We start from the raw sequence: 18,261 nt of genomic DNA on the forward strand, positions 1-18,261 counted from the left end.
GGAAATCAGGGCAGGGCGCGCAGTACCGCCCGGACCGGGGAGGCATCGGCCGTGGCGAGCTTGAGCGGCAGGGCGATCAGCTCGTAGTCGCCCTCGGGCACGCCGTCGAGCACCAGGTTCTCGAGCACGCGCAGGCCGCGCCGGCGGATCACCTGGTGGCTGTCCAGCGTCTTGCTGTCGGCCGGGTCGATGCTGGCGGTGTCGATGCCCACCAGGAGCACGCCCAGGTCGGCCAGGCGCGCGATGGTGGCCGGCGCGTAGGCGGCCAGCGCTCCGTCCCAGCGGTCCACCGGCATGGCGTCGTAGGTGCGCACCAGCACGCGCTGGGGCAGGGTGGCGTCCACCGCGTGGGCAATGTGCTCCCACTCGATCAGCGGACCGCGGCCGATGCAGTGGATCACGCGGCAGGGGCCGAGAAAGGCCTCCAGCGAGACATCACCGATGGCGGCGCCGTTGGCGTCGTAGTGCAGCGGCGCGTCGGCATGTGCGCCCACATGGGGCGAGAGGGTGATGGCGCTCACGTTCACCGGGCAACCGGGCCCGATGGTGGCGCACCACTGCTGGCTGTAGGCCGTGTCGCCGGGGAACACCGGGCTGCCCGCATGCACGGGCGGCGAGATGTCCCAGAGCTGGCGTGCGTTGGGAGTGTGGCTGGCTTGCATGGGACAAAGTTTGCATGTCCCGTCAAACCCGTGGTGTCGGTTAATTCCAACAGCAGGGGGATTTTTTGTTGAAGCCTAAACTAATTTCAGAAGATCAGACCTTCTTCAAGAGGCGGCAGGCCGTGGCGTGTGCGCGCCTTGTTGCAGGCATAGTCGCCGGCTTCGAACTCGCGGCAGGGCGAGGGCCGCCATTCGTAGATGCCGCAGGCCACTTTTTCACCCACCTTGCCGGTCAGCGCAGCGCAGCGGATGGGCACGTGGTCCGTGCCGCGCATGCGGCAGGTGCTGCCATTGACCTCCATGGCCAGGCCGTTGGGCACAGTGCCGCCCATCTCCTGCATCTCGTAGACGGCAAAGTCCACGCGGAAGCTGGCGCAGCAGGCGCCACAGGTCAGGCAGGGGTGGGCGGAGTCGGACATTCAAGAGCACGCCTGGGTCGGCGGTGGATTCGGATCGGGGGGCTCGAATGGTAAGGCAGGCAGCGTGCCAATCATCCGCACAGGGCATTCAGCCGTACAGCCTGCCTTGCGCCAGCGCATCCAGGGCATGGGTCAGGTTGGTGCGTGCCTGCGCCTCGAATCGCCCATGGAACCAATCGGTGCCATAGATGCGCGGGCGTTCCAGAAAGCCCCGCAGCACGGCGCTGCGGCCCGCCACATAGCGCGGCCAGCGCACGAAAAAATACTCGCGCCGCACATTGCGCTCGAACTGGCGGTACACCGCGTCGTTCTGCCCGAGCACGGCCAGATCGATGTCGACGACCCACTGCGCGTCGCCGCTGAGCGGGCCTGGGTTGTGGCGCGTGTCCAGGATGAACTGGTGCACGGCCTGCACCAGCGCGGTCGGCAGGCCTTGTGCCGTCAAAAAGCGGCTGGCCCAGTCGGCGCTCTTTTCCTCGTTCAGGCGGCCCCAGGGGCGGTAGACCGCGTCGTGGAACCACAGCGCCAGTGCCACGGCATGCGGCTGCTGCAGCGCGCAGGGGTGTTCGGCCTGCAGCGCCTGCAGATGGCGCAGGCAGGCCCACAGGTGCGTGGTGTCATGGTAAGCGCGCGGCCAGAGCGCCCAGGCCAGCACCAGGCGCCGGCCCTCGCTGTGCCAGGCGGGCGTGTCGCGGCCCAGGGCCTGGCCCAAGTCCTGCCACTGCGCCAGCAGGTCGGCGCAATGGGCGGGCTGGCGGCGCCAGGGCATGGGCAGGAAACTCAGGCGACCTTGCCAAGCAACAGGTACTCCATCAGCGCCTTCTGGACATGCATGCGGTTCTCCGCTTCATCCCAGACCACCGACTGCGGGCCATCGATGACATCCGCTTCCACTTCCTCACCGCGGTGCGCCGGCAGGCAGTGCATGAACAGCGCGTCGGCCTTGGCAGCGGCCATCATCTCGGCGTCCACGCACCAGTCGGCAAAGGCCTTCTTGCGTGCTTCGTTCTCGGCCTCGTAGCCCATGCTGGTCCACACATCGGTGGTCACCAGGTCGGCGCCCTTGCAGGCTTCCAACGGGTCGCTGAAGAACTGGCAGCTGCCGGTGGTGGCACCGGCCAGTTTCTGGTCCACCTCGTAGCCGCGCGGCGTGCTCACATGCACCTTGAAGCCCAGCAGCGCCGCCGCTTGCAGCCAGGTGTTGGCCATGTTGTTGCCATCGCCCACCCAGGCCACCGTCTTGCCGGAAATCGAGCCACGGTGCTCGATGAAGGTGAAGATATCGGCCAGGATCTGGCAGGGGTGGTACTCGTTGGTCAGGCCGTTGATCACCGGTACGCGCGAGTTGGCGGCAAAGCCCTCGATCTTGCTCTGCTCGTAGGTGCGGATCATCACCAGGTCCACCATGCGGCTGATGACCTTGGCGCTGTCCTCGATGGGCTCGGCGCGGCCGAGCTGGCTGTCGCCCGTGGTCAGGTGCACCACACTGCCGCCCAACTGGTACATGCCGGCCTCGAAACTCACGCGCGTTCGGGTGCTCGCCTTCTCGAAGATCATGGCCAGCGTGCGGTCCACCAGGGGGTGGTGCTTTTCGTAGGACTTGAACTTCTTCTTGATGAGCGCGGCGCGCTCGAACAGATAGGCGTACTCGTCGGCGGTGAGATCGTTGAACTGCAGGTAGTGTTTCATGGCAATGCGGCGGCGCGCTCAGGGCGCGCCTTGGGTTTCATTCGGCCAGCAGGGCTTTGACCAGCGGGACCAGCTTGGCGACGATCTCGTCGGCCTCGGCGGTGGACAGGATCAGTGCAGGCACCAGGCGGATCACCTTGTCGGCGGTCACGCTCAGCAGCAGGCCGGCCTCGGCCGCCTGGGCCACCAGCACGCCGCAGGGCTTTTCCAGCTCCACGCCCAGCATCAGGCCCTGGCCGCGCACTTCCTTCACGCCGGGCAGGCTGCCCAACTCGCGCACCAGCGCGGCCTTCAGGTGGTCCCCCACGGTAGCCGCATTGTGCAGCAGTCCGTCCTTCTCCATGATGCGGATGGTTTCCACGCCGGCACGCATGGCCAGCGGGTTGCCGCCGAAAGTGGTGCCATGGTTGCCCGGCTGCAGCACATTGGCGGCCTTGGGGCCGGCCACCACGGCGCCGATCGGCACGCCCGAGCCCAGGCCCTTGGCCAGCGGCATCACGTCGGGCACGATGCCGGCCCACTGGTGGGCGAACCACTTGCCGGTGCGGCCCATGCCGCACTGCACTTCGTCGATCATCATCAGCCAGCCGCGCTCGTCGCACAGCTTGCGCAGCTGCTGCAGGTACTCCACCCGCATCGGGTTGATGCCGCCTTCGCCCTGGATGGTCTCGAAGAACACCGCCACCACGTTGGGGTTGCCCTCGGTGGCCTGCTTGATGGCCTCGATGTCGTTGAGCGGCACGCGGATGAATCCCTCCACCAGCGGACCGAAGCCGTTGTGGATCTTGGGGTTGCCCGTGGCCGACATGGTGGCGATGGAGCGGCCATGGAAGGCCTTTTCGTAGACCACGATCTCGGGCTTGGCGATGCCCTTGTCCACGCCGTACTTGCGCGCGATCTTCAATGCCGCCTCGTTGGCCTCCAGGCCCGAATTGCAGAAGAACACGTTGCTCATGCCCGACAGCTCCACCAGCTTGGCCGCCAGGGCTTCCTGGCCGGGCACGTGGTAGTAGTTGGACGAATGGATGATCTGGCTGATCTGGTGCTGCAGCGCGGGCACCAGCTCGGGGTGGTTGTGGCCCAGCGTGTTCACGGCAATGCCGCCCAGGCCGTCGAGGTATTCCTTGCCGTTGACGTCCCACACGCGGCAGCCCTGACCGCGGGCCAGCGCGATGGGCACGCGGCCATAGGTGTTCATCACGTGGGGCGAGGCGGCCTCAATGAAAGCGGTCATGCAGAAATCTCCTGGCGGTGCGGTGTAAAAACGAAGCACGATTCTAGGGGCCATGCGATGACCCGCTGTTGACGATTGCGCATCACTGCAATGCGGGTTGGCGGCCTTGTGCGGCGGTAGGGAATAGAGAGGTAGCTCTTATATAAGAGTTAGAATTCGTGGTTGCAGTGCAGCATGCAGTGATCCTGCGGTTGCAGACTGTCCATTACACTTCGACCCGATGGTTTCCCCCACCTCCAAAGAGATCTTCATCCAAGGCGTCACCCAGGACGGAAAGACTTTCCGGCCCAGCGACTGGGCCGAGCGTCTGGCGGGGGTGATGAGCAGCTTTCGCCCCGGCGGAGCGCGGCCGGGCAGCCACCTGAGCTATTCGCCCTGGTGCATTCCCACCACCTTCGATGGCGTCAAGTGCGTGGTCGTGCACCGCGACCTGCGCGACCACGAACCCATGGCCTGGGATTTCGTCATGAACTTCGCGCGCGACAACAACCTGCAGGTGGCCGAAGCCTGCCTGGTGCCGGATGCGCCAGTGCTGCCGCCGCCTGCCAAGCCCTGAGACGGGGGCAAGTACCCAGAATGCATGAAGGCCCCTCGGGGCTTTTTTTGTGCCTGAAGAACAGTGGCAGAAACGAAAAAACCGCCCGAAGGCGGTTTTTTGCTTTTTTGCTGGCAGCGCACCCGTTACAAACGGCGAACGGCGCGGGCCGTCCGGGCTGTTTGCCTGAAGAGGGTCAGGCGGCCAGTGCCAGGGCTTTCACCTTGGCAGACAGACGGCTCTTGTCGCGAGCAGCCTTGTTCTTGTGGAAGATGCCCTTGTCGGCCACGGAGTCCACCACGGCTTGCATCTTGGCGAACAGTTCGGTCGCCTTGGTCTTGTCGCCGGTCAGAACAGCCTTTTCGACGTTCTTGACCGCGGTACGGTATTTGGAGCGCAGCGAGGTGTTCGCGGCGTTGAGTTTCGTGTCCTGACGGACGCGCTTGCGGCCCGACGCCAGGCGCGGGTTCTTCTTCTTGGGTTTAGCGGATGCCATGTGTGTATTCCTTGGAGTCTGTGGATGTTGCCAGCAAAGCCGACGATTATAGCCCAGATGGCCAAGCTGGCCTAGAGGGCCGTCTCTGCACCATCTGCGGAGGGGGGTGGTAAGCAAGCGGGTGCAACACAGGCCGCCGCTTCGCCGCCGCCTCGCAAACTTCATCCTGTGCTCACAGGGGAGGCTCAGACTGCAGCTTTCATTCCACATGGAGGTTCCTTGGCACCCCCCTTGTCCACTCCGCCGGCCGGCGCCATGCCCGTGCCAGCGCATACACTCCCGGCGGTGTCCTTGCTCAAAGCCGCTTCCACCGTCTCCCTGCTGACCCTTGCCTCCCGCGTGACGGGCCTGGCGCGCGACCTCCTGATGGCCTCCTTCTTCGGGGCCAATGCCCTGACGGACGCCTTCAACGTCGCCTTCCGCATTCCCAACCTGTTCCGCCGCTTCTTCGCCGAGGGGGCCTTCAGCCAGGCCTTCATTCCGGTGCTGGCCACCAGCAAGGCGCAGCAGGGCGAGGACGCCACGCGCGTGCTCATCGGCAACGTGGCCACGGCCCTGGCCTGGGTGCTGCTGCTGACCTGCGTGCTCGGCGTGGTCGGCGCCCCGGTGCTGGTCTGGGCCCTGGCCAGCGGCATGCGCCAGAGCCCCGAGGCCTACGACGCGGCCGTGCTCATGACGCGCTGGATGTTCCCCTACATCGGCTTCATGTCGCTGGTGGCCCTGTCGGCCGGCATCCTCAACACCTGGAAGCACTTCACCGTGCCCGCGGCCTCGCCGGTGCTGCTCAACCTGTCGATGATCGGCGCGGCGCTGCTCGGCGCGCCGCAGCTGGAAGCGCGCGGCATCGAGCCCATCTACTCCATGGCCGGCGGCGTGCTGCTGGGCGGTGTGCTGCAACTGGCGGTGCAGATCCCGGTGCTGGCGCGCATGGGCCTCTTGCCGCGCATCGGCCTGGGCTGGCGCGCCATCCGCACGGCCTGGGCCGACCCGGGCGTGCGCAAGGTGCTCTCGCTCATGGGGCCCATTCTGCTGGGCGTGGGCGTGGCGCAGATCTCGCTCATGATCAACACCCAGATCGCCTCCTACCTGGCGCCGGGCAGCGTGACCTGGCTGTTCTATGCCGACCGGCTGATGGAGTTCCCGACCGCGCTGCTGGGCGTGGCCCTGGGCGTGGTACTCACCCCGCAGCTGACGGCCGCCAAGGCTGCGGGCGACGCCGAGAAATACTCCGCCATGCTCGACTGGGGCCTGCGCATCGTGGTGCTGCTGGCCGTGCCCTGCGCGGTGGCGCTGCTCACCTTCTCCGAGCCGCTGGTGGCCACGCTGTTCCACTACGGCAAGCTGGCCGACAGCGACGTGGGCCAGATCGCGATGGCCCTGTCCGGCTACGGCGCGGGCCTCTTGGGCCTGGTGGCCATCAAGGTGCTGGCACCGGGCTACTATGCCAGCCAGGATGTGCGCACACCGGTGAAGATCGCCATCTCGGTGCTGGTCATCACCCAACTGCTCAACATAGCGCTCGTGCCCTTCATCGCCCATGCGGGCCTGGCCCTGTCCATCGGCCTGGGCGCGCTGATCAACGCCCTGTGGCTGCTCATCGGCCTGTTGCGCCGCGGCAGTTACCAACCGCAACCGGGTTGGGGCCGCTTCATCCTGCAGGTGGTGGCCGCCACGGCCTTGCTGGCGTTGCTGCTGGTGTGGTCGTCGCACCATTTCGACTGGGTGGCCATGCGCAGTGCCAAATGGCAGCGCATAGGCCTGCTGGCTGCGATCATCGGGGCTTCCGCGCTGCTGTACTTCGGCGCCCTGTGGGCGGCGGGGCTCAAGCTGCGCAGGATGCTCCGACGGTGACAAGCCCGTACATCGTGACTTTTGCCGCTTGACGCGGCGGGGGCGGAACCGTACAACCATGCCATGCCACTGAGTCTGACCGTACCCACCTCGCTGGAGTACTTCGCATCGCTGGTGCAGAGCGATGACCATTTCCCCCTGCTGGAGGCCGCGGCCAGCCTGGCGCAGGACGAGTACCCCGAATTCGACGTGCAATTGCTGCTGGGCGACATGGACCAGCTGCAGGCGCGCATCAAGCGCCGCCTGCCGGCCGATGCGCCCGCACTGCAGCGCCTGCGCACGCTCAACCAGTTCTTCTTTGCCGACATGGGTTTTGGCGGCAACGTCAACAACTACTACGACCCCGAGAACAGCTACCTCAACGCCGTGCTGCGCACGCGCCGGGGCATTCCCATCAGCCTGGCCGTGCTGTGGATGGAGCTGGCCCAGGGCCTGGGCCTGCATGCGCGCGGCATCGCCTTTCCGGGGCATTTCATGGTCAAGGTGCTGCTGCCCAAGGGTCAGGTGGTGCTGGACCCGATCACCGGCCAATCGCTGAGCCGCGAGGAGCTGGGTGAGCGGCTCGAGCCCTACAAGCGCCGCAACGGCCTGATCGACGACTACGACGTGCCGCTGGGCCTGTACCTGCAGGCCGCCACGCCGCGCGACATCATCGCGCGCATGCTGCGCAACCTCAAGGAGGTGCACCGCACCCAGCAGGACTGGCAGCGCCTCATTGCGGTGCAGGACCGCCTGATCGTGCTGCAGCCCGAGGCCTGGGGCGAGTGGCGCGATCGCGGGCTCGCGCACGCCGAGCGCGGCAACCTGCCCGAGGCCATCTTCGACCTGGAGACCTACCTGCACCACGCGGAGGATGGTCTGGACCTCGACCACATCACCGAGCGCCTCGTCGCTCTGCGCAGCGCCAACGAATAGGCGCTCCATCCAGCGCCGAGCCGGATGGATGGGCCATGGGGCTCAGGCCTGCAGGCGTGCCAGCTCGGCGCGCAGGGCCTCGTTCTCGGCCGTGAGCTCGGCCACACGCAGGCGCAGGGCCCGCACTTCGTCGTCGCCGCCCGCCGGTGCCTGCTGCGAGGGGGCGTCTTTCTCCGCCTCCTTGTCCTCGCGCGGCTTGCGCTGCTTGGCATCGCGCACGCGCTTGGCCGCCTGCTTGAGTTCGTCCTTGCCGCCCTTGGCGGCCGCCACCTGCTCCTCGGCAGGCAGGGTGGCCACGTTGGCCGCCGTGGCCAGCGAGATGGTGCCCGATTTGACAGCAGCCACCAGCTCGGGCGCCGCCTGCTTCTGGATCTTCTCGATGGCCACCACCTGGCTGGCGCTTAGGCGGGCCGCGCGCGCAATGGCTTCGCGGCTGCTCAGGGTTTCGGAGGGTTGGTCCGGCCCGGGCGCGGGCGGCGGCGGTGCGGCCACCGGGCCGTCGGAGGACCAGGGCAGGTCGGCTTCGTCCACGGTTTCCGGGGGCGTGGCCGCAGCGCGGGCCTTGCGCGCGGCCACGATCTCGCGCTTGCGCAGCGCCAGCACGCCGCGCTGGAAGTCCGACACGCTGCGCCGGCCCAGGTGCTGGTCGATCATCCACAGGTGCACGTCTTCCATGCTCTGGAAATGCGTGTTCTGCACGGTCTGGAAGGGCAGGCCGTGTTTCTGGCAGATGCCGTAGCGGTTGTGGCCGTCCACCAGCACGTCACCCCACAGCACCAGGGCATCGCGGCAACCCTCGGCCAGCAGGCTGCGCTCCAGGGCATCGTGCTCGTCGCGGGTCAGGGGATCGATATAGGCTTTGAGTTCTTCGTTGACGACGATGTTCATGGCGCGCGGAAATCCGGAAGGCAGCTTGGCAAGGGGCGCGATTGTAATGGGCTGCCTCTTCCCGCCTTTCCACGGGCCTACCGGTCCCGGGGGCCACGCAGGGCGATCCAGGCCGCTACCGGCATGAACACCACCAGCAGGCCCACGATGATCCAGAAGCCGTGCGGGCTGTCCGCCAGCGGCACGCCACCCACGTTCATGCCCAAGAGGCCGGTCAGGATGTTGATGGGCAGGGCCAGCACCGTCACCACCGTCAGCACGAACAGGCTGCGGCTGTTGGCCTCCTGCACACTGGCGGCCACTTCTTCCTGCAGCAGCTTGATGCGTTCCTGCAGGCCCTGCATGTCGCGCAGCACCACCGAAAACTCCTCGGTCGAGTCGCGCAGCTCCTGTGCGTCCTCGTCGCCCATCCAGGCCGGCGGGTTCTGCAGCAGGCGGAACAGGGCCGCCGGCTCGGGTGCCAGCAGGCGCTGCAGGCGCACCAGCAGCCGGCGCAGCACCCCGAGGCGGGCACGCTTGTGGTCCAGGCGGCCGGCGAGCAGCTCGTCCTCGATATCGTCGATGCGCTGCGTCACGCCGCGCACGATGTCCACCAGCCCCCCGGCCTGGGTGCGCATGAGCTGTTCCAGCAGCGCCACGCTGGAGCGCGGCGAGTGGCCGTTGCGCACGGCCGTGCGCAGCGCGTCCACCGAGCGCAGGGGGTGGGCGCGGGCCGTCACCACCAGGTGCGGCGCCACGCTGATCCACAGCGTGGCGATGTCGAAGGGCTCGAAGGCGAAGTCGAAATGCGCGTCGTTGAGCACGGCGATCAGCGTGTCGTCGTCGCGCTCGATGCGGGTGGAGTGCGAGCCTTCCTTGAGCGCCTCGAAGAATGCATCGGGCAGGCCGGCGTGGCGTTCCATCCAGCGCATGGCCTGGGTCTGGCTCAGGTTGAAGTGAAGCCAGAGAAACGGATGGGGGGCCGCATCATCTGCCGATTCGGCGGATGAGCCGCCTGGTTCCTGTGCGTGCGCTTGCAGCCACTGCTCGGCCTGGACCGAGTCGATGGGCTGCGCCGGGCCCGTGCCGTCCATGCGGTAAGCGCAGATCAGGCCTGCTGCATCGCCGCCGTAGTTCAGGCCGACGGCTGCGCCGGCAACGGGTGTATTCATGGAAAAAGGCGGCGTTGCGCCGGCCGCGAACGCAGCCGCAGCACGAGGTACCGGAACATGCCTGCAATGGTGCAGTTACCAGATGACAGTGATGTGACACTTCATGTGGGTGTCATGCATCTGTCACCATGCGGACGCATGATGGAAGGACTTCATTTGCCTCGTACAAAGCCATGTTCCAGAATGCCCCCATCGATGCCCAGGACCTGATGCAGCGCATTGCCAACGATCTGATCGACAGCTACGACGAAGAGCTGGAGCTGGAGATCGAGGACCGCAACGTGGACGGCATCGGCGACCCGATGCCCACCGACAAGCATGCGCGCCAGCAGTACTTCAAGGAACTGTTCCGCCTGCAGGGCGAGCTCGTGAAGCTGCAGGACTGGGTGCAGCACAGCCGCCAGAAGGTGGTGATCCTGTTTGAGGGGCGCGATGCGGCCGGCAAGGGCGGCGTGATCAAACGCATCACCCAGCGCCTGAACCCGCGCGTGGCCCGCGTGGCCGCACTGCCGGCACCGAACGACCGCGAGCGCACGCAGTGGTACTTCCAGCGCTATGTGGCGCATTTGCCCGCGGCCGGTGAGATGGTGCTGTTCGACCGCAGCTGGTACAACCGCGCCGGCGTCGAGCATGTCATGGGCTTTTGCACCGACGAGGAGTACGAGGAGTTCTTCCGCACCGTGCCCGAGTTCGAGAAGATGCTCGTGCGCTCGGGCATCACGCTGGTCAAGTACTGGTTCTCCATCACCGACGAAGAGCAGCACCTGCGCTTCCTGGGCCGCATCCATGATCCGCTCAAGCAGTGGAAATTGAGCCCCATGGACCTGCAAAGCCGCATCCGCTGGGAAGCCTATACCAAGGCCAAGGAAACCATGCTGGAGCGCACCCACATCCCCGAGGCCCCGTGGTGGGTGGTGCAGGCCGTAGACAAGAAGAAGGCCCGCCTGAACTGCATTGCGCACCTGCTGTCGCAGTTTCCTTACGAAGACGTGCCGCACCCGCCTGTGGTGCTGCCCGAGCGCGTGCGCAACCCCGAGTACCTGCGCCAGCCCGTTCCGGCGAGCATGTACGTCCCGGATAATTACTAAGCACCCCCTGAGACGCTTCGCGTCTTCACCCCCCTCCGGAATCGCTGCGCGATTCGGGAGGGGGACGCTCCCAGCGCGGCGGGGCGGCCCTTGCGCGGGAGCACTGGCCTTGGCAGCGCGCTATCGACGGTTGCGCGCTCGTATCTCAGGTGTTCTTCAGTAGCTCAATGGTGGAGATCACGTCCTTCACCTTGAAGGGCTTGAGCAGCACGCGGCGCACGCGCAGGGCCTTCATCTGGTCGGCGGTGTGGGCGTCGACCTGGGCGGTGGTCACTGCCACGGGCACCGAGGCTGCCACGGCCAGCTGCGCGTTGCGTACCTGCTCCAGCAGCTCCATCGCCTCCTTTTGCTCTTCGAGCGAGACGATCAGGCCCGCGTAGTCGCGCTGGGCCAGTTGCTGCTGTGCCACGCGCACGCTGGCCACCTGGCGCACCTCGGGCAGGGACAGCTGGCGTGCGGTGGAGACGATGATGCTGCCGGTGAGCATGCTGGGTTCGACCAGGAGGATGCTGCGCGCGCTGTTCATGCACTGACGGCCGCGTCGTTGGCAGGGCCTTCGGGGGCTGCGCGCCGCACCAGTTCGTCCACTGCCAGGTCGCGCAGCGAGGCCAGGATGGCCAGGTCCACCCGGTCCAGCTCGCGTGGCTGCTGGTCGATGATGCACAGCGTGCCGATGCTCTCGCCGCTGGGCAGCTTGAGCGGGGCGCCGGCGTAGAACTGGATGCCCGGGCCGCCGGTTACCAGCGGGTTGTCGGCAAAGCGCTGGTCCTGTGCAGCGTCGGGTACCACCATGGTCTCGTCCTTGAGGATGGCATGGGCGCAGAACGAGATGTCGCGTGCCATTTCCCGCGTATCCAGTCCCACCTTCGCCTTGAACCACTGGCGCTCGGCGTCGATCAGCGAGATCAGCGCGATGGGCATGTCGAATTCCTGTGCCGCGAAGGCCACGATGCGGTCGAAGCGTTCTTCGGGCGGCGTGTCGAGGATCAGCAGCTGGCGCAGGGCCTGCAGGCGCTCGTCTTCGTTGGCAGGGGTGGGCGGCTCTTGCATGTCGATCAGGCAATCCAAATGCACGGAATGCCATTATGTTCCGCGATGGTGCAAGCCTGCGCTCAGTGGCGGGTTGCCGCGTCCCGGGCCGGGGTGCCGGGTCGCCCGAACTGGTGCCAGGCGCGGCGCAGCTGCGTATCCGAGCTGAAGCCCGCCAGTGCTGCCGCCTGGGTCACGTTGTGGCCCGACTGCAGGGCCGCCTCGGCGGCGGCCAGGCGGATGCGGCGCAGGTACTCGAGCGGCGCAATGCCCGCGTGCTCCAGAAACAGCCGGTTCAGGTGCCTGGGCGAGGTGTGCGCCACCTCGGCCATGGCGGTCACGTTCCAGGCGGCCTGGGGCTGTTGGCCCACGGCATCCTGCACCCGGTGCAGGGCCCCGTGCAGGTGGTTGCGGTGGTGCAGGAAGGGCGAGAGCTCCGGGTCCTGCGGGCCGCGGCGCAGGGCCACCACCATGGTCTGGGCCACCTGGGCGGCAATCGCCGGGCCGCAGGCGTCGGCGATGCGGTAGAGCATCAGGTCGATGCCGGTGGTCACGCCGGCGCTGCTGTGCAGCGCACCATCGTGCACGAAGACCCGGTTCGCCACCACGTCGCAGTGCCGGTCTACCTGGGCCAGTTCGTCCAGGTGCTGGTGGTGGGTGGTGGCGCGCCGGCCGGCCAGCAGCCCGGCGTGGGCCGCCAGCACGGCGCCCGCGCAGATGGTGACCAGTTCCAGCCGGCCTGCCACCAGGCGCATGCCGCGCAGCCAGTGCAGCAGGTCGCGCGCCTCGCTGTTGTCCACTGCGATGGCCTTGCCCGGCAGGCCCACCAGCACCACCCAGGCCGGCTCGGGCAGGGAGGCGGGCAGGGGCTCCAGCCCGGTGAGCATGGCGCCCACCGAGGTCACCGCCTGGGGCGTGGGGGCCGTGAAGTGCTGCACGAAGCGCTCGGGCTGGCCCTGGGCACGCAGCAGCTGGTTGGCGATGCGCAATGCCTCGGCCGGGCCGGCCCAGTCCAGCACCAGGCTGCCGGGCAGCAGCGCGAAGTAGACGTGGATGGGGTCGGCAGTGTTCAGGGCTCGGGGTTCCATGGCGTTTCCATCTGGCGGGCGGTGCGCTCGGACAGCGCCCGGCCCGCCAGGCGTGTGACCAGATGCAGGCTCATGTCGATGCCGGCGCTGATGCCTGCCGACGTGACCAGCGCACCGCGGTCCACCCAGCGCACATTCTCCCGCACCTCGAGCGCCGGGAACTGCGCACGCAGGTCGGCAATGTCCTCCCAGTGCGTGGTGGCCGGTCCTTCGATCAGCACGCCGGCCGCCGCCAGGATGAAGGCGCCCGTGCAGACCGAAGCCGTGATCTGTGCACCCGCGGCGGCCCGGGCCACCCAGGCGCGCGTTTCGGAACAGGCGGCCGCGGCATCGACCACGCCGCCGGGGACGACGAGGATGTCCGGCGCGGCTGCCGTGGCGAAGTCGGCATCGGGCAGCACCCGCAGGCCGGCGCGTGCCTGCACGGGTGCCATGCTGCGCGCCACGCACTGCACTGCAAACGCAGCGGGCGCGCCGGGCTGCAGGCGCTGCTGCATGCGGCAGGCGGTGGTGAAGACTTCGTAGGGGCCGCCCAGGTCCAGGGCCTCGACATCGTCGAAGACCAGGATGGAGACCTGCAAGGGGCGTGGGAGGGGGGAAGCGGTGGTCATCGGTGCGAAAGGTCCAGACAAGAGAACGAAAGGGTCAGCCCGCCGAAGCACGCTCGGCGAACACGTAGCGCGGGTAGGTGCTCCGGGCGGCAGCGGCAAGCTCCAGGTCCACGTTCACGGTGCAGAACGGCTGCTCCACCGTGGTCCGTGCGAGCAGGGCGCCATCGGGACTGATCGCCCAGCCTGCGCCACCGTAGGTGCCGGCGGCGGTGTCCACCCGGTTCGACGAAAGGCTGTAGGCACCTGTGCGCACGGCGGCCACAGTGCCCACTGCCAGCCACTTGGCGGTGGTCGCGGCGGCGGTGGCGCGCGGTGTGAGGAGGGCCTGAACGCCCAGGTCGGCATAGCCGGCATGCGTGTCCAGCGCCCAGATTTCTGTGCAGATGCTCAGGCCGAAGTCCAGGGTGCCGGCCTGGAAGCGGGGAAATCGGGCGTCGCCGCGCTCGAACCAGGTGGCCTCCCAGCCACCGGGCTCCTGGGGCAGGTAAAACTTGCGCCGCAGCGGCTGGTAGCCCCCCTCGGCAGACCAGATGAACCCTTGGTTGTAGTGCCGTCCCGCCACGGTGACCGGGCGGGCGCCCACCACCCACACAGCGCCCAGTTCGTTCAGCCGCGCCATCCAGGCATCGCTCAGCGCCACGGCCGCCGCCCATCGCCCCGGGTCGAAGGGGGTGGATTCCCAGACAGGCTCGACAAAGGCGAATTCGGGCAGCAGCACCAGTTCGGCACCTTCATGTCGAACATGGGTGGCCAAGGCTTCCCAGGCCGGTTCGAGCAGCGCAGGCTGGTAGGGCAGTTCACAGACGGTGGCGCGCATGGCGGTCTCCTGCCGTCTCAGCGGACCGCGGCCAGGGCCTCGTCCACCGTGCGCAGCGTGGCAAAGCGGCCGGCCAGCACGGTGGCGGTGCGGGCCTTGATGTCGGCGGCGCTCAGGGTGCGGCCATCCGGCTGCTCCATGTCCCAGGTCAGTGTCGCCTCGGTCACGAAGTCCACCTCCCAGCCCAGGTCCGAGGCGTGGCGCGTGGTGGTCTCGCAGCACTGCTCAGTGCGGATGCCGCTCACGATCAGGCGCCGGATGCCGTTCTCGGTAAGCCAGACCGGCAGGGCCGTGCCGACCAGTGCGCTTTGGCGCGACTTGGTGAAGGTGGCGGCCGCGTCGAAGGCGGCCAGGCCGTCCAAGGGCCGCACATGGCCGGACTCGATGGCAAACGCATTGCCGGCCTCGGCCGGGCCGTCGCTGTGGAAGATGCGCACCAGGGGAATGCAGCGCGCCACGCATCCCTCGATCAAGGCGTTCTGCGCGGCCAGGTAGGCCGGCAGGTCGCGTTCGGTGAAATAGGGGCGCTGGCGGAAGGATTCCTGCACGTCAATCACAATCAGACAGGTATTCATGGTCGTGGCCTTGGGGTTTGGGTTGCAATGGCCTTATCTTTGCTCTACAGCATCGCCCAGTCCCTCCAACCCTGGACATCTATCGATCAGTTTCTGCCATGATTTTCGGTTTGGGCGGCGGCTTGGTGGGCCGGAGCTTGCCGAATAACCTTGGTCTGGGCGCTGAACTCGGTCCAGCCAAGGCTGGAAACGCTTGTTTGCTATTGATGGCATAGCTTAAGACGCTTGGCGTCATAAGCTGCTATGGTGTATAGGGTTTTCCCTATATATGGATAGCACCCGCACATCTACCCATGGCCCGCCGCTCCCGCCTCTTCTCGCTGTCTGCGCTTACCCGCGCCTACCAGCGCAACCTCAAGGCCTTCGAAAAGGCGGCCAAGCCCATGCGCAAGCAGGCTGCCAAGGCCCTCAGGGCCGTGCCCAAGCTGGCCACGGCGGCCCCGCCACTGCCGCCACGCCTGCGCACGGTTGCGCCCCGGCCGCGCAAGCCGCAGCCGGTGGCTGGCGAATGGCTGGCCGGCATTGCACCCGGGCCTGCCGGTGCACGGCGCTTTCACCTCTACATTCCGCCCGGTCTGGCACTCGGCAAGGGTGAGACCCTGCCGCTGCTGGTCATGCTGCACGGCTGCGGCCAGACCGGGCGCGACCTGGCGGCCAGCTCGCGCATGAACCGGCTGGCGGCGCGCAAGCGCTTCCTGGTGCTGTACCCCGAGCAGGAGCGTGTGGCCAATGCCCATGGCTGCTGGAACTGGTTCGACCGGCGCAGCGGCAAGGCCCAGGCAGAGGCCGCCACCCTGCTGGCCGCCGTGGACCAAGTGGCGCGCCGCCACCCGGTGGACCTCTCCCGCGTGGCGGTGGCGGGCCTGTCGGCCGGTGCCAGCATGGCGGCTTTGCTGGGGGCCACCTACCCGGAGCGCTTTTGCGCCGTGGTCATGCATTCGGGCGTGGCGCCCGGCACGGCCGAATCGGCCGCCACGGCCATGGCCGCCATGCACGGCAAGCGCGAGGCCCACCTGCCCGATCTGCCTGGCGCCAGCGCCCTGGTGCCCGGGCTGCGCATCGATGGCACGCCGCTGCCGCCCCTGCCGCCGCTGATGATCCTGCACGGCGATGCCGACCACGTGGTCTCGCTGCGCAATGCCACGGCCACGGCCGCGCTGTGGGCTGGCTCCCTGGGGGCACGCGAGGGCATGGCGCGTACGCTGCAGCGCGGCAAGCGCCATGCGATGCGGGTGACGGAGTACCGGGCGCGCTCGCGCAGCGTGGTGGTCGTGCGCGAGATCCTGGGCCTGGGCCACGCCTGGAGCGGCGGCGCGGCCAGCCTGCCCTACAGCGACCCCGCCGGACCGGATGCATCGGCCCTGGTCTGGGCCTTCGTATCACGCCAGTCACCAAGAAAGTGAGCGGTTGCTCACACTAACCGGGCGGCAACCAGTTCCTTTTTGAGATAGGCGTAGAACAGCGGCGCGGCCACCAGGCCTGCCGGGCCGAACACGGCTTCGGCTACGAACATCACGCTCAGCAGCTCCCACACGCCCATCTGCGTGCGCCGGCCCACCACCTTGGCGTTGATCACGTACTCGGCCTTGTGGATCAGGATCAGGAAGGCCAGGCAGGCGGCGGCCGCCAGCGGCGAGACCGACAGCCCCACGATGGTGATCACCACATTGCACAGCAGGTTGCCCACGATGGGCACCAGCCCCGCGACGAAGGTCAGCGTGATCAGCACCGGCGTGTAGGGCAGCTCCAGATGCCAGATGGGCAGCACGAACAGCAGGAACAGGGCGGTGAGCAGGGTGTTGAAGCTGGCGATCCAGAACTGCGCCGCCACGATCTGGCGGAAGGCCTCGCCCAGCAGCGTGATGCGCCGCTGCAGCGCCATGGCCAGGGGGCCGCGCGGCGGTGCCGGCGGGCGCACGGCCGCGAGCGATCCGATCAGCAGGCCCACGTACGCGAACAGGAGGCCGCCCAGCCAGGCACGCCCGGCCATGGCCAGGGCCCCGGCCTTGGCGCCCAGGTAGTTGGCGATGATGCGCTGGATCTCGGCCGCCCCTTCCGGCAAGTGGCTGGCCACGTCGGGCGGCAGCTTCAGGCGCAGCTCCAGCACCGTGCGCGCCATGTAGTCCAGCAGTTCGCGGTACTGCTGGGGGGCTTCCACCAGGTAGCCGCGCGAGTGGGTCACGCCGACGGCCAGCAGCGCCAGCGGCGAGAGCATGACCACGGCGGCGGCTGTGATCTCGGCCATGCGCGGCAGCACCGTGGAGGCCGGTGCACCGCGCCGATGGGCCAGCCGCCCCAACCAGCGCGCCAGGGCCCGCGTGGCCAGGAAGCCCAGGCACACGCACAGCAGGCCGGGGAGCAGGTTGCGCCACATCACCAGCAGCAGCGCGCCGGCCATCAGCAGGTAGCTGGCCAGGGCCACGCCGCGCGGCAGCGGGCCAAAGGGCTGGGGGCTGCCGATGCCGGGCAGGTCGGCCGGCACGGCGGGCGTGTCGGGAGGGGAGGCGGGCACGATTTCCGTGCCCGTGTCACGCGGGGCGTCCGGTGGCTGCGCCATGGCGCGCGGCGGGCTCAGGCGACGACCACGGCGGCGCCTTCACCGCGTGGCGCAATGGCGCCAATGGTGTACACCGTCTCGCCTGCGGCGGCCAGCGTGGCGGCCGTGGCGGCGGCGTTGGCGGCATCCACCACCACCACCATGCCGATGCCGTTGTTGAAGGTGCGGTTCATCTCGATGTCGTCGATGCCGGCGGTCTTCTGCAGCCAGGCGAACAGCTCGGTCTGGGGCCAGCTGCCCTTGGTCAGGTGGGCGGCCGTGCCTTCGGGCAGCACGCGGGGAATGTTCTCCAGCAGGCCGCCGCCGGTGATGTGGGCCAGGGCCTTGATGGGATGGGCGGCCAGGGAGGCCAGCACGTTCTTCACGTACAGGCGTGTGGGCTCCATGATGGCCTGCTTGAAGGGCTTGCCGTCCAGCGTGGCGGGCGTGTCGGCGCCGGCGCGCTCGATGCACTTGCGCACCAGGCTGAAGCCGTTGGAATGCACACCGTGGCTGGCCAGGCCCAGCACCACGTCACCGGCCTGCACGTCCTTGCCCGTGAGGATCTTGGACTTTTCCACCGCGCCCACGGCAAAGCCGGCCAGGTCGTATTCACCGGCGGGGTACATGCCGGGCATCTCGGCCGTTTCGCCGCCGATCAGGGCGCAGCCGCTCAG

At 68.0% G+C, this 18,261-nt stretch carries 21 protein-coding genes; 5 read left to right on the forward strand and 16 right to left on the reverse strand.

Annotated features, from left to right (window positions below):
• Positions 1-5: 5 nt before the first annotated feature.
• The 5 genes from kynB to ACK59X_RS10250 form a co-directional block, all read right to left on the reverse strand.
• Complete coding sequence (kynB, locus tag ACK59X_RS10230) at positions 6-662, reverse strand: arylformamidase (protein ID WP_409957057.1); 657 nt, start codon at positions 660-662, stop codon at positions 6-8.
• 86 nt (positions 663-748) lie between these two features.
• Positions 749-1,081, reverse strand: coding sequence for a YkgJ family cysteine cluster protein (locus ACK59X_RS10235; RefSeq protein WP_409957059.1), 333 nt, complete (start codon positions 1,079-1,081; stop codon positions 749-751).
• An 88-nt stretch (positions 1,082-1,169) separates the two neighbouring features.
• Positions 1,170-1,850 carry a hypothetical protein gene (locus ACK59X_RS10240; RefSeq protein WP_409957061.1) on the reverse strand — a complete coding sequence of 227 codons (681 nt, stop codon included), beginning with the start codon at positions 1,848-1,850 and terminating at the stop codon, positions 1,170-1,172.
• Between the two features lie 11 nt (positions 1,851-1,861).
• Entirely contained in the window at positions 1,862-2,770 is a 909-nt protein-coding gene (argF, locus tag ACK59X_RS10245; protein ID WP_409957063.1) for an ornithine carbamoyltransferase, read from the reverse strand.
• A 37-nt stretch (positions 2,771-2,807) separates the two neighbouring features.
• Positions 2,808-4,004: an aspartate aminotransferase family protein gene (locus ACK59X_RS10250; RefSeq protein ID WP_409957065.1), complete on the reverse strand. Its 1,197-nt coding sequence runs from the start codon at positions 4,002-4,004 to the stop codon at positions 2,808-2,810.
• Positions 4,005-4,224: 220 nt separating this feature from the next.
• On the opposite strand from ACK59X_RS10250, the gene ACK59X_RS10255 reads away from it, so the two are divergent.
• Positions 4,225-4,560 (forward strand): DUF3579 domain-containing protein, encoded by a 336-nt coding sequence (locus tag ACK59X_RS10255; protein WP_409957067.1) that lies wholly within the window; start codon positions 4,225-4,227, stop codon positions 4,558-4,560.
• 175 nt (positions 4,561-4,735) lie between these two features.
• Here ACK59X_RS10255 and rpsT read toward each other — a convergent pair whose 3' ends face one another.
• On the reverse strand, positions 4,736-5,035 hold the full coding sequence (rpsT, locus tag ACK59X_RS10260) for a 30S ribosomal protein S20 (RefSeq protein WP_007848982.1): 300 nt from the start codon (positions 5,033-5,035) through the stop codon (positions 4,736-4,738).
• A 285-nt stretch (positions 5,036-5,320) separates the two neighbouring features.
• Here rpsT and murJ point away from each other — a divergent pair, with 285 nt between their 5' ends.
• Positions 5,321-6,886, forward strand: a complete 1,566-nt coding sequence (gene murJ, locus ACK59X_RS10265) for a murein biosynthesis integral membrane protein MurJ (RefSeq protein WP_409957069.1) — start codon at positions 5,321-5,323, stop codon at positions 6,884-6,886.
• Between the two features lie 63 nt (positions 6,887-6,949).
• Positions 6,950-7,801, forward strand: a complete 852-nt coding sequence (locus ACK59X_RS10270; RefSeq protein WP_409957071.1) for a SirB1 family protein — start codon at positions 6,950-6,952, stop codon at positions 7,799-7,801.
• 42 nt (positions 7,802-7,843) lie between these two features.
• Here the strand turns inward: ACK59X_RS10270 and ACK59X_RS10275 are convergent, their stop codons facing one another.
• Together ACK59X_RS10275 and ACK59X_RS10280 are read right to left on the reverse strand one after the other, a co-directional pair.
• Positions 7,844-8,689, reverse strand: coding sequence for a plasmid replication/partition related protein (locus ACK59X_RS10275; RefSeq protein WP_409957073.1), 846 nt, complete (start codon positions 8,687-8,689; stop codon positions 7,844-7,846).
• Positions 8,690-8,766: 77 nt separating this feature from the next.
• Complete coding sequence (locus ACK59X_RS10280; protein WP_409957075.1) at positions 8,767-9,840, reverse strand: transporter; 1,074 nt, start codon at positions 9,838-9,840, stop codon at positions 8,767-8,769.
• 173 nt (positions 9,841-10,013) lie between these two features.
• Here ACK59X_RS10280 and ppk2 point away from each other — a divergent pair, with 173 nt between their 5' ends.
• Entirely contained in the window at positions 10,014-10,928 is a 915-nt protein-coding gene (ppk2, locus tag ACK59X_RS10285) for a polyphosphate kinase 2 (RefSeq protein WP_409957077.1), read from the forward strand.
• Positions 10,929-11,073: 145 nt separating this feature from the next.
• On the opposite strand, the gene ACK59X_RS10290 is transcribed toward ppk2, so the two are convergent.
• From ACK59X_RS10290 to ACK59X_RS10315, 6 genes are all read right to left on the reverse strand, one after another.
• The gene (locus tag ACK59X_RS10290; RefSeq protein ID WP_409957079.1) at positions 11,074-11,454 is read right to left on the reverse strand and encodes a histidine kinase; all 381 of its coding nucleotides are present in this window, start codon (positions 11,452-11,454) and stop codon (positions 11,074-11,076) included.
• Complete coding sequence (locus tag ACK59X_RS10295; RefSeq protein WP_409957093.1) at positions 11,451-11,978, reverse strand: GAF domain-containing protein; 528 nt, start codon at positions 11,976-11,978, stop codon at positions 11,451-11,453. Before ACK59X_RS10295 ends, ACK59X_RS10290 begins: the two co-directional genes overlap by 4 nt.
• Before the next feature lie 62 nt (positions 11,979-12,040).
• The gene (locus ACK59X_RS10300; protein WP_409957081.1) at positions 12,041-13,045 is read right to left on the reverse strand and encodes a GlxA family transcriptional regulator; all 1,005 of its coding nucleotides are present in this window, start codon (positions 13,043-13,045) and stop codon (positions 12,041-12,043) included.
• Complete coding sequence (locus ACK59X_RS10305; RefSeq protein ID WP_409957083.1) at positions 13,027-13,656, reverse strand: DJ-1/PfpI family protein; 630 nt, start codon at positions 13,654-13,656, stop codon at positions 13,027-13,029. The genes ACK59X_RS10300 and ACK59X_RS10305 overlap by 19 nt, the downstream gene beginning before the upstream one ends.
• Before the next feature lie 34 nt (positions 13,657-13,690).
• Positions 13,691-14,473, reverse strand: a complete 783-nt coding sequence (locus ACK59X_RS10310; RefSeq protein ID WP_409957085.1) for a carbon-nitrogen hydrolase family protein — start codon at positions 14,471-14,473, stop codon at positions 13,691-13,693.
• 17 nt (positions 14,474-14,490) lie between these two features.
• Positions 14,491-15,048 (reverse strand): isochorismatase family protein, encoded by a 558-nt coding sequence (locus tag ACK59X_RS10315; RefSeq protein ID WP_409957086.1) that lies wholly within the window; start codon positions 15,046-15,048, stop codon positions 14,491-14,493.
• A 293-nt stretch (positions 15,049-15,341) separates the two neighbouring features.
• Between ACK59X_RS10315 and ACK59X_RS10320 the strand changes: the two genes are divergently transcribed.
• Positions 15,342-16,451, forward strand: coding sequence for an alpha/beta hydrolase family esterase (locus ACK59X_RS10320; RefSeq protein ID WP_409957088.1), 1,110 nt, complete (start codon positions 15,342-15,344; stop codon positions 16,449-16,451).
• An 8-nt stretch (positions 16,452-16,459) separates the two neighbouring features.
• On the opposite strand, the gene ACK59X_RS10325 is transcribed toward ACK59X_RS10320, so the two are convergent.
• Positions 16,460-17,530, reverse strand: a complete 1,071-nt coding sequence (locus ACK59X_RS10325) for an AI-2E family transporter (protein ID WP_409957095.1) — start codon at positions 17,528-17,530, stop codon at positions 16,460-16,462.
• Between the two features lie 89 nt (positions 17,531-17,619).
• The coding region (purM, locus tag ACK59X_RS10330) for a phosphoribosylformylglycinamidine cyclo-ligase (protein ID WP_409957090.1) at positions 17,620-18,261 on the reverse strand (642 nt) is incomplete at its 5' end.

It is taken from the genome of Acidovorax sp., from assembly GCF_046339755.1.
Lineage (GTDB): Bacteria > Pseudomonadota > Gammaproteobacteria > Burkholderiales > Burkholderiaceae_C > Acidovorax.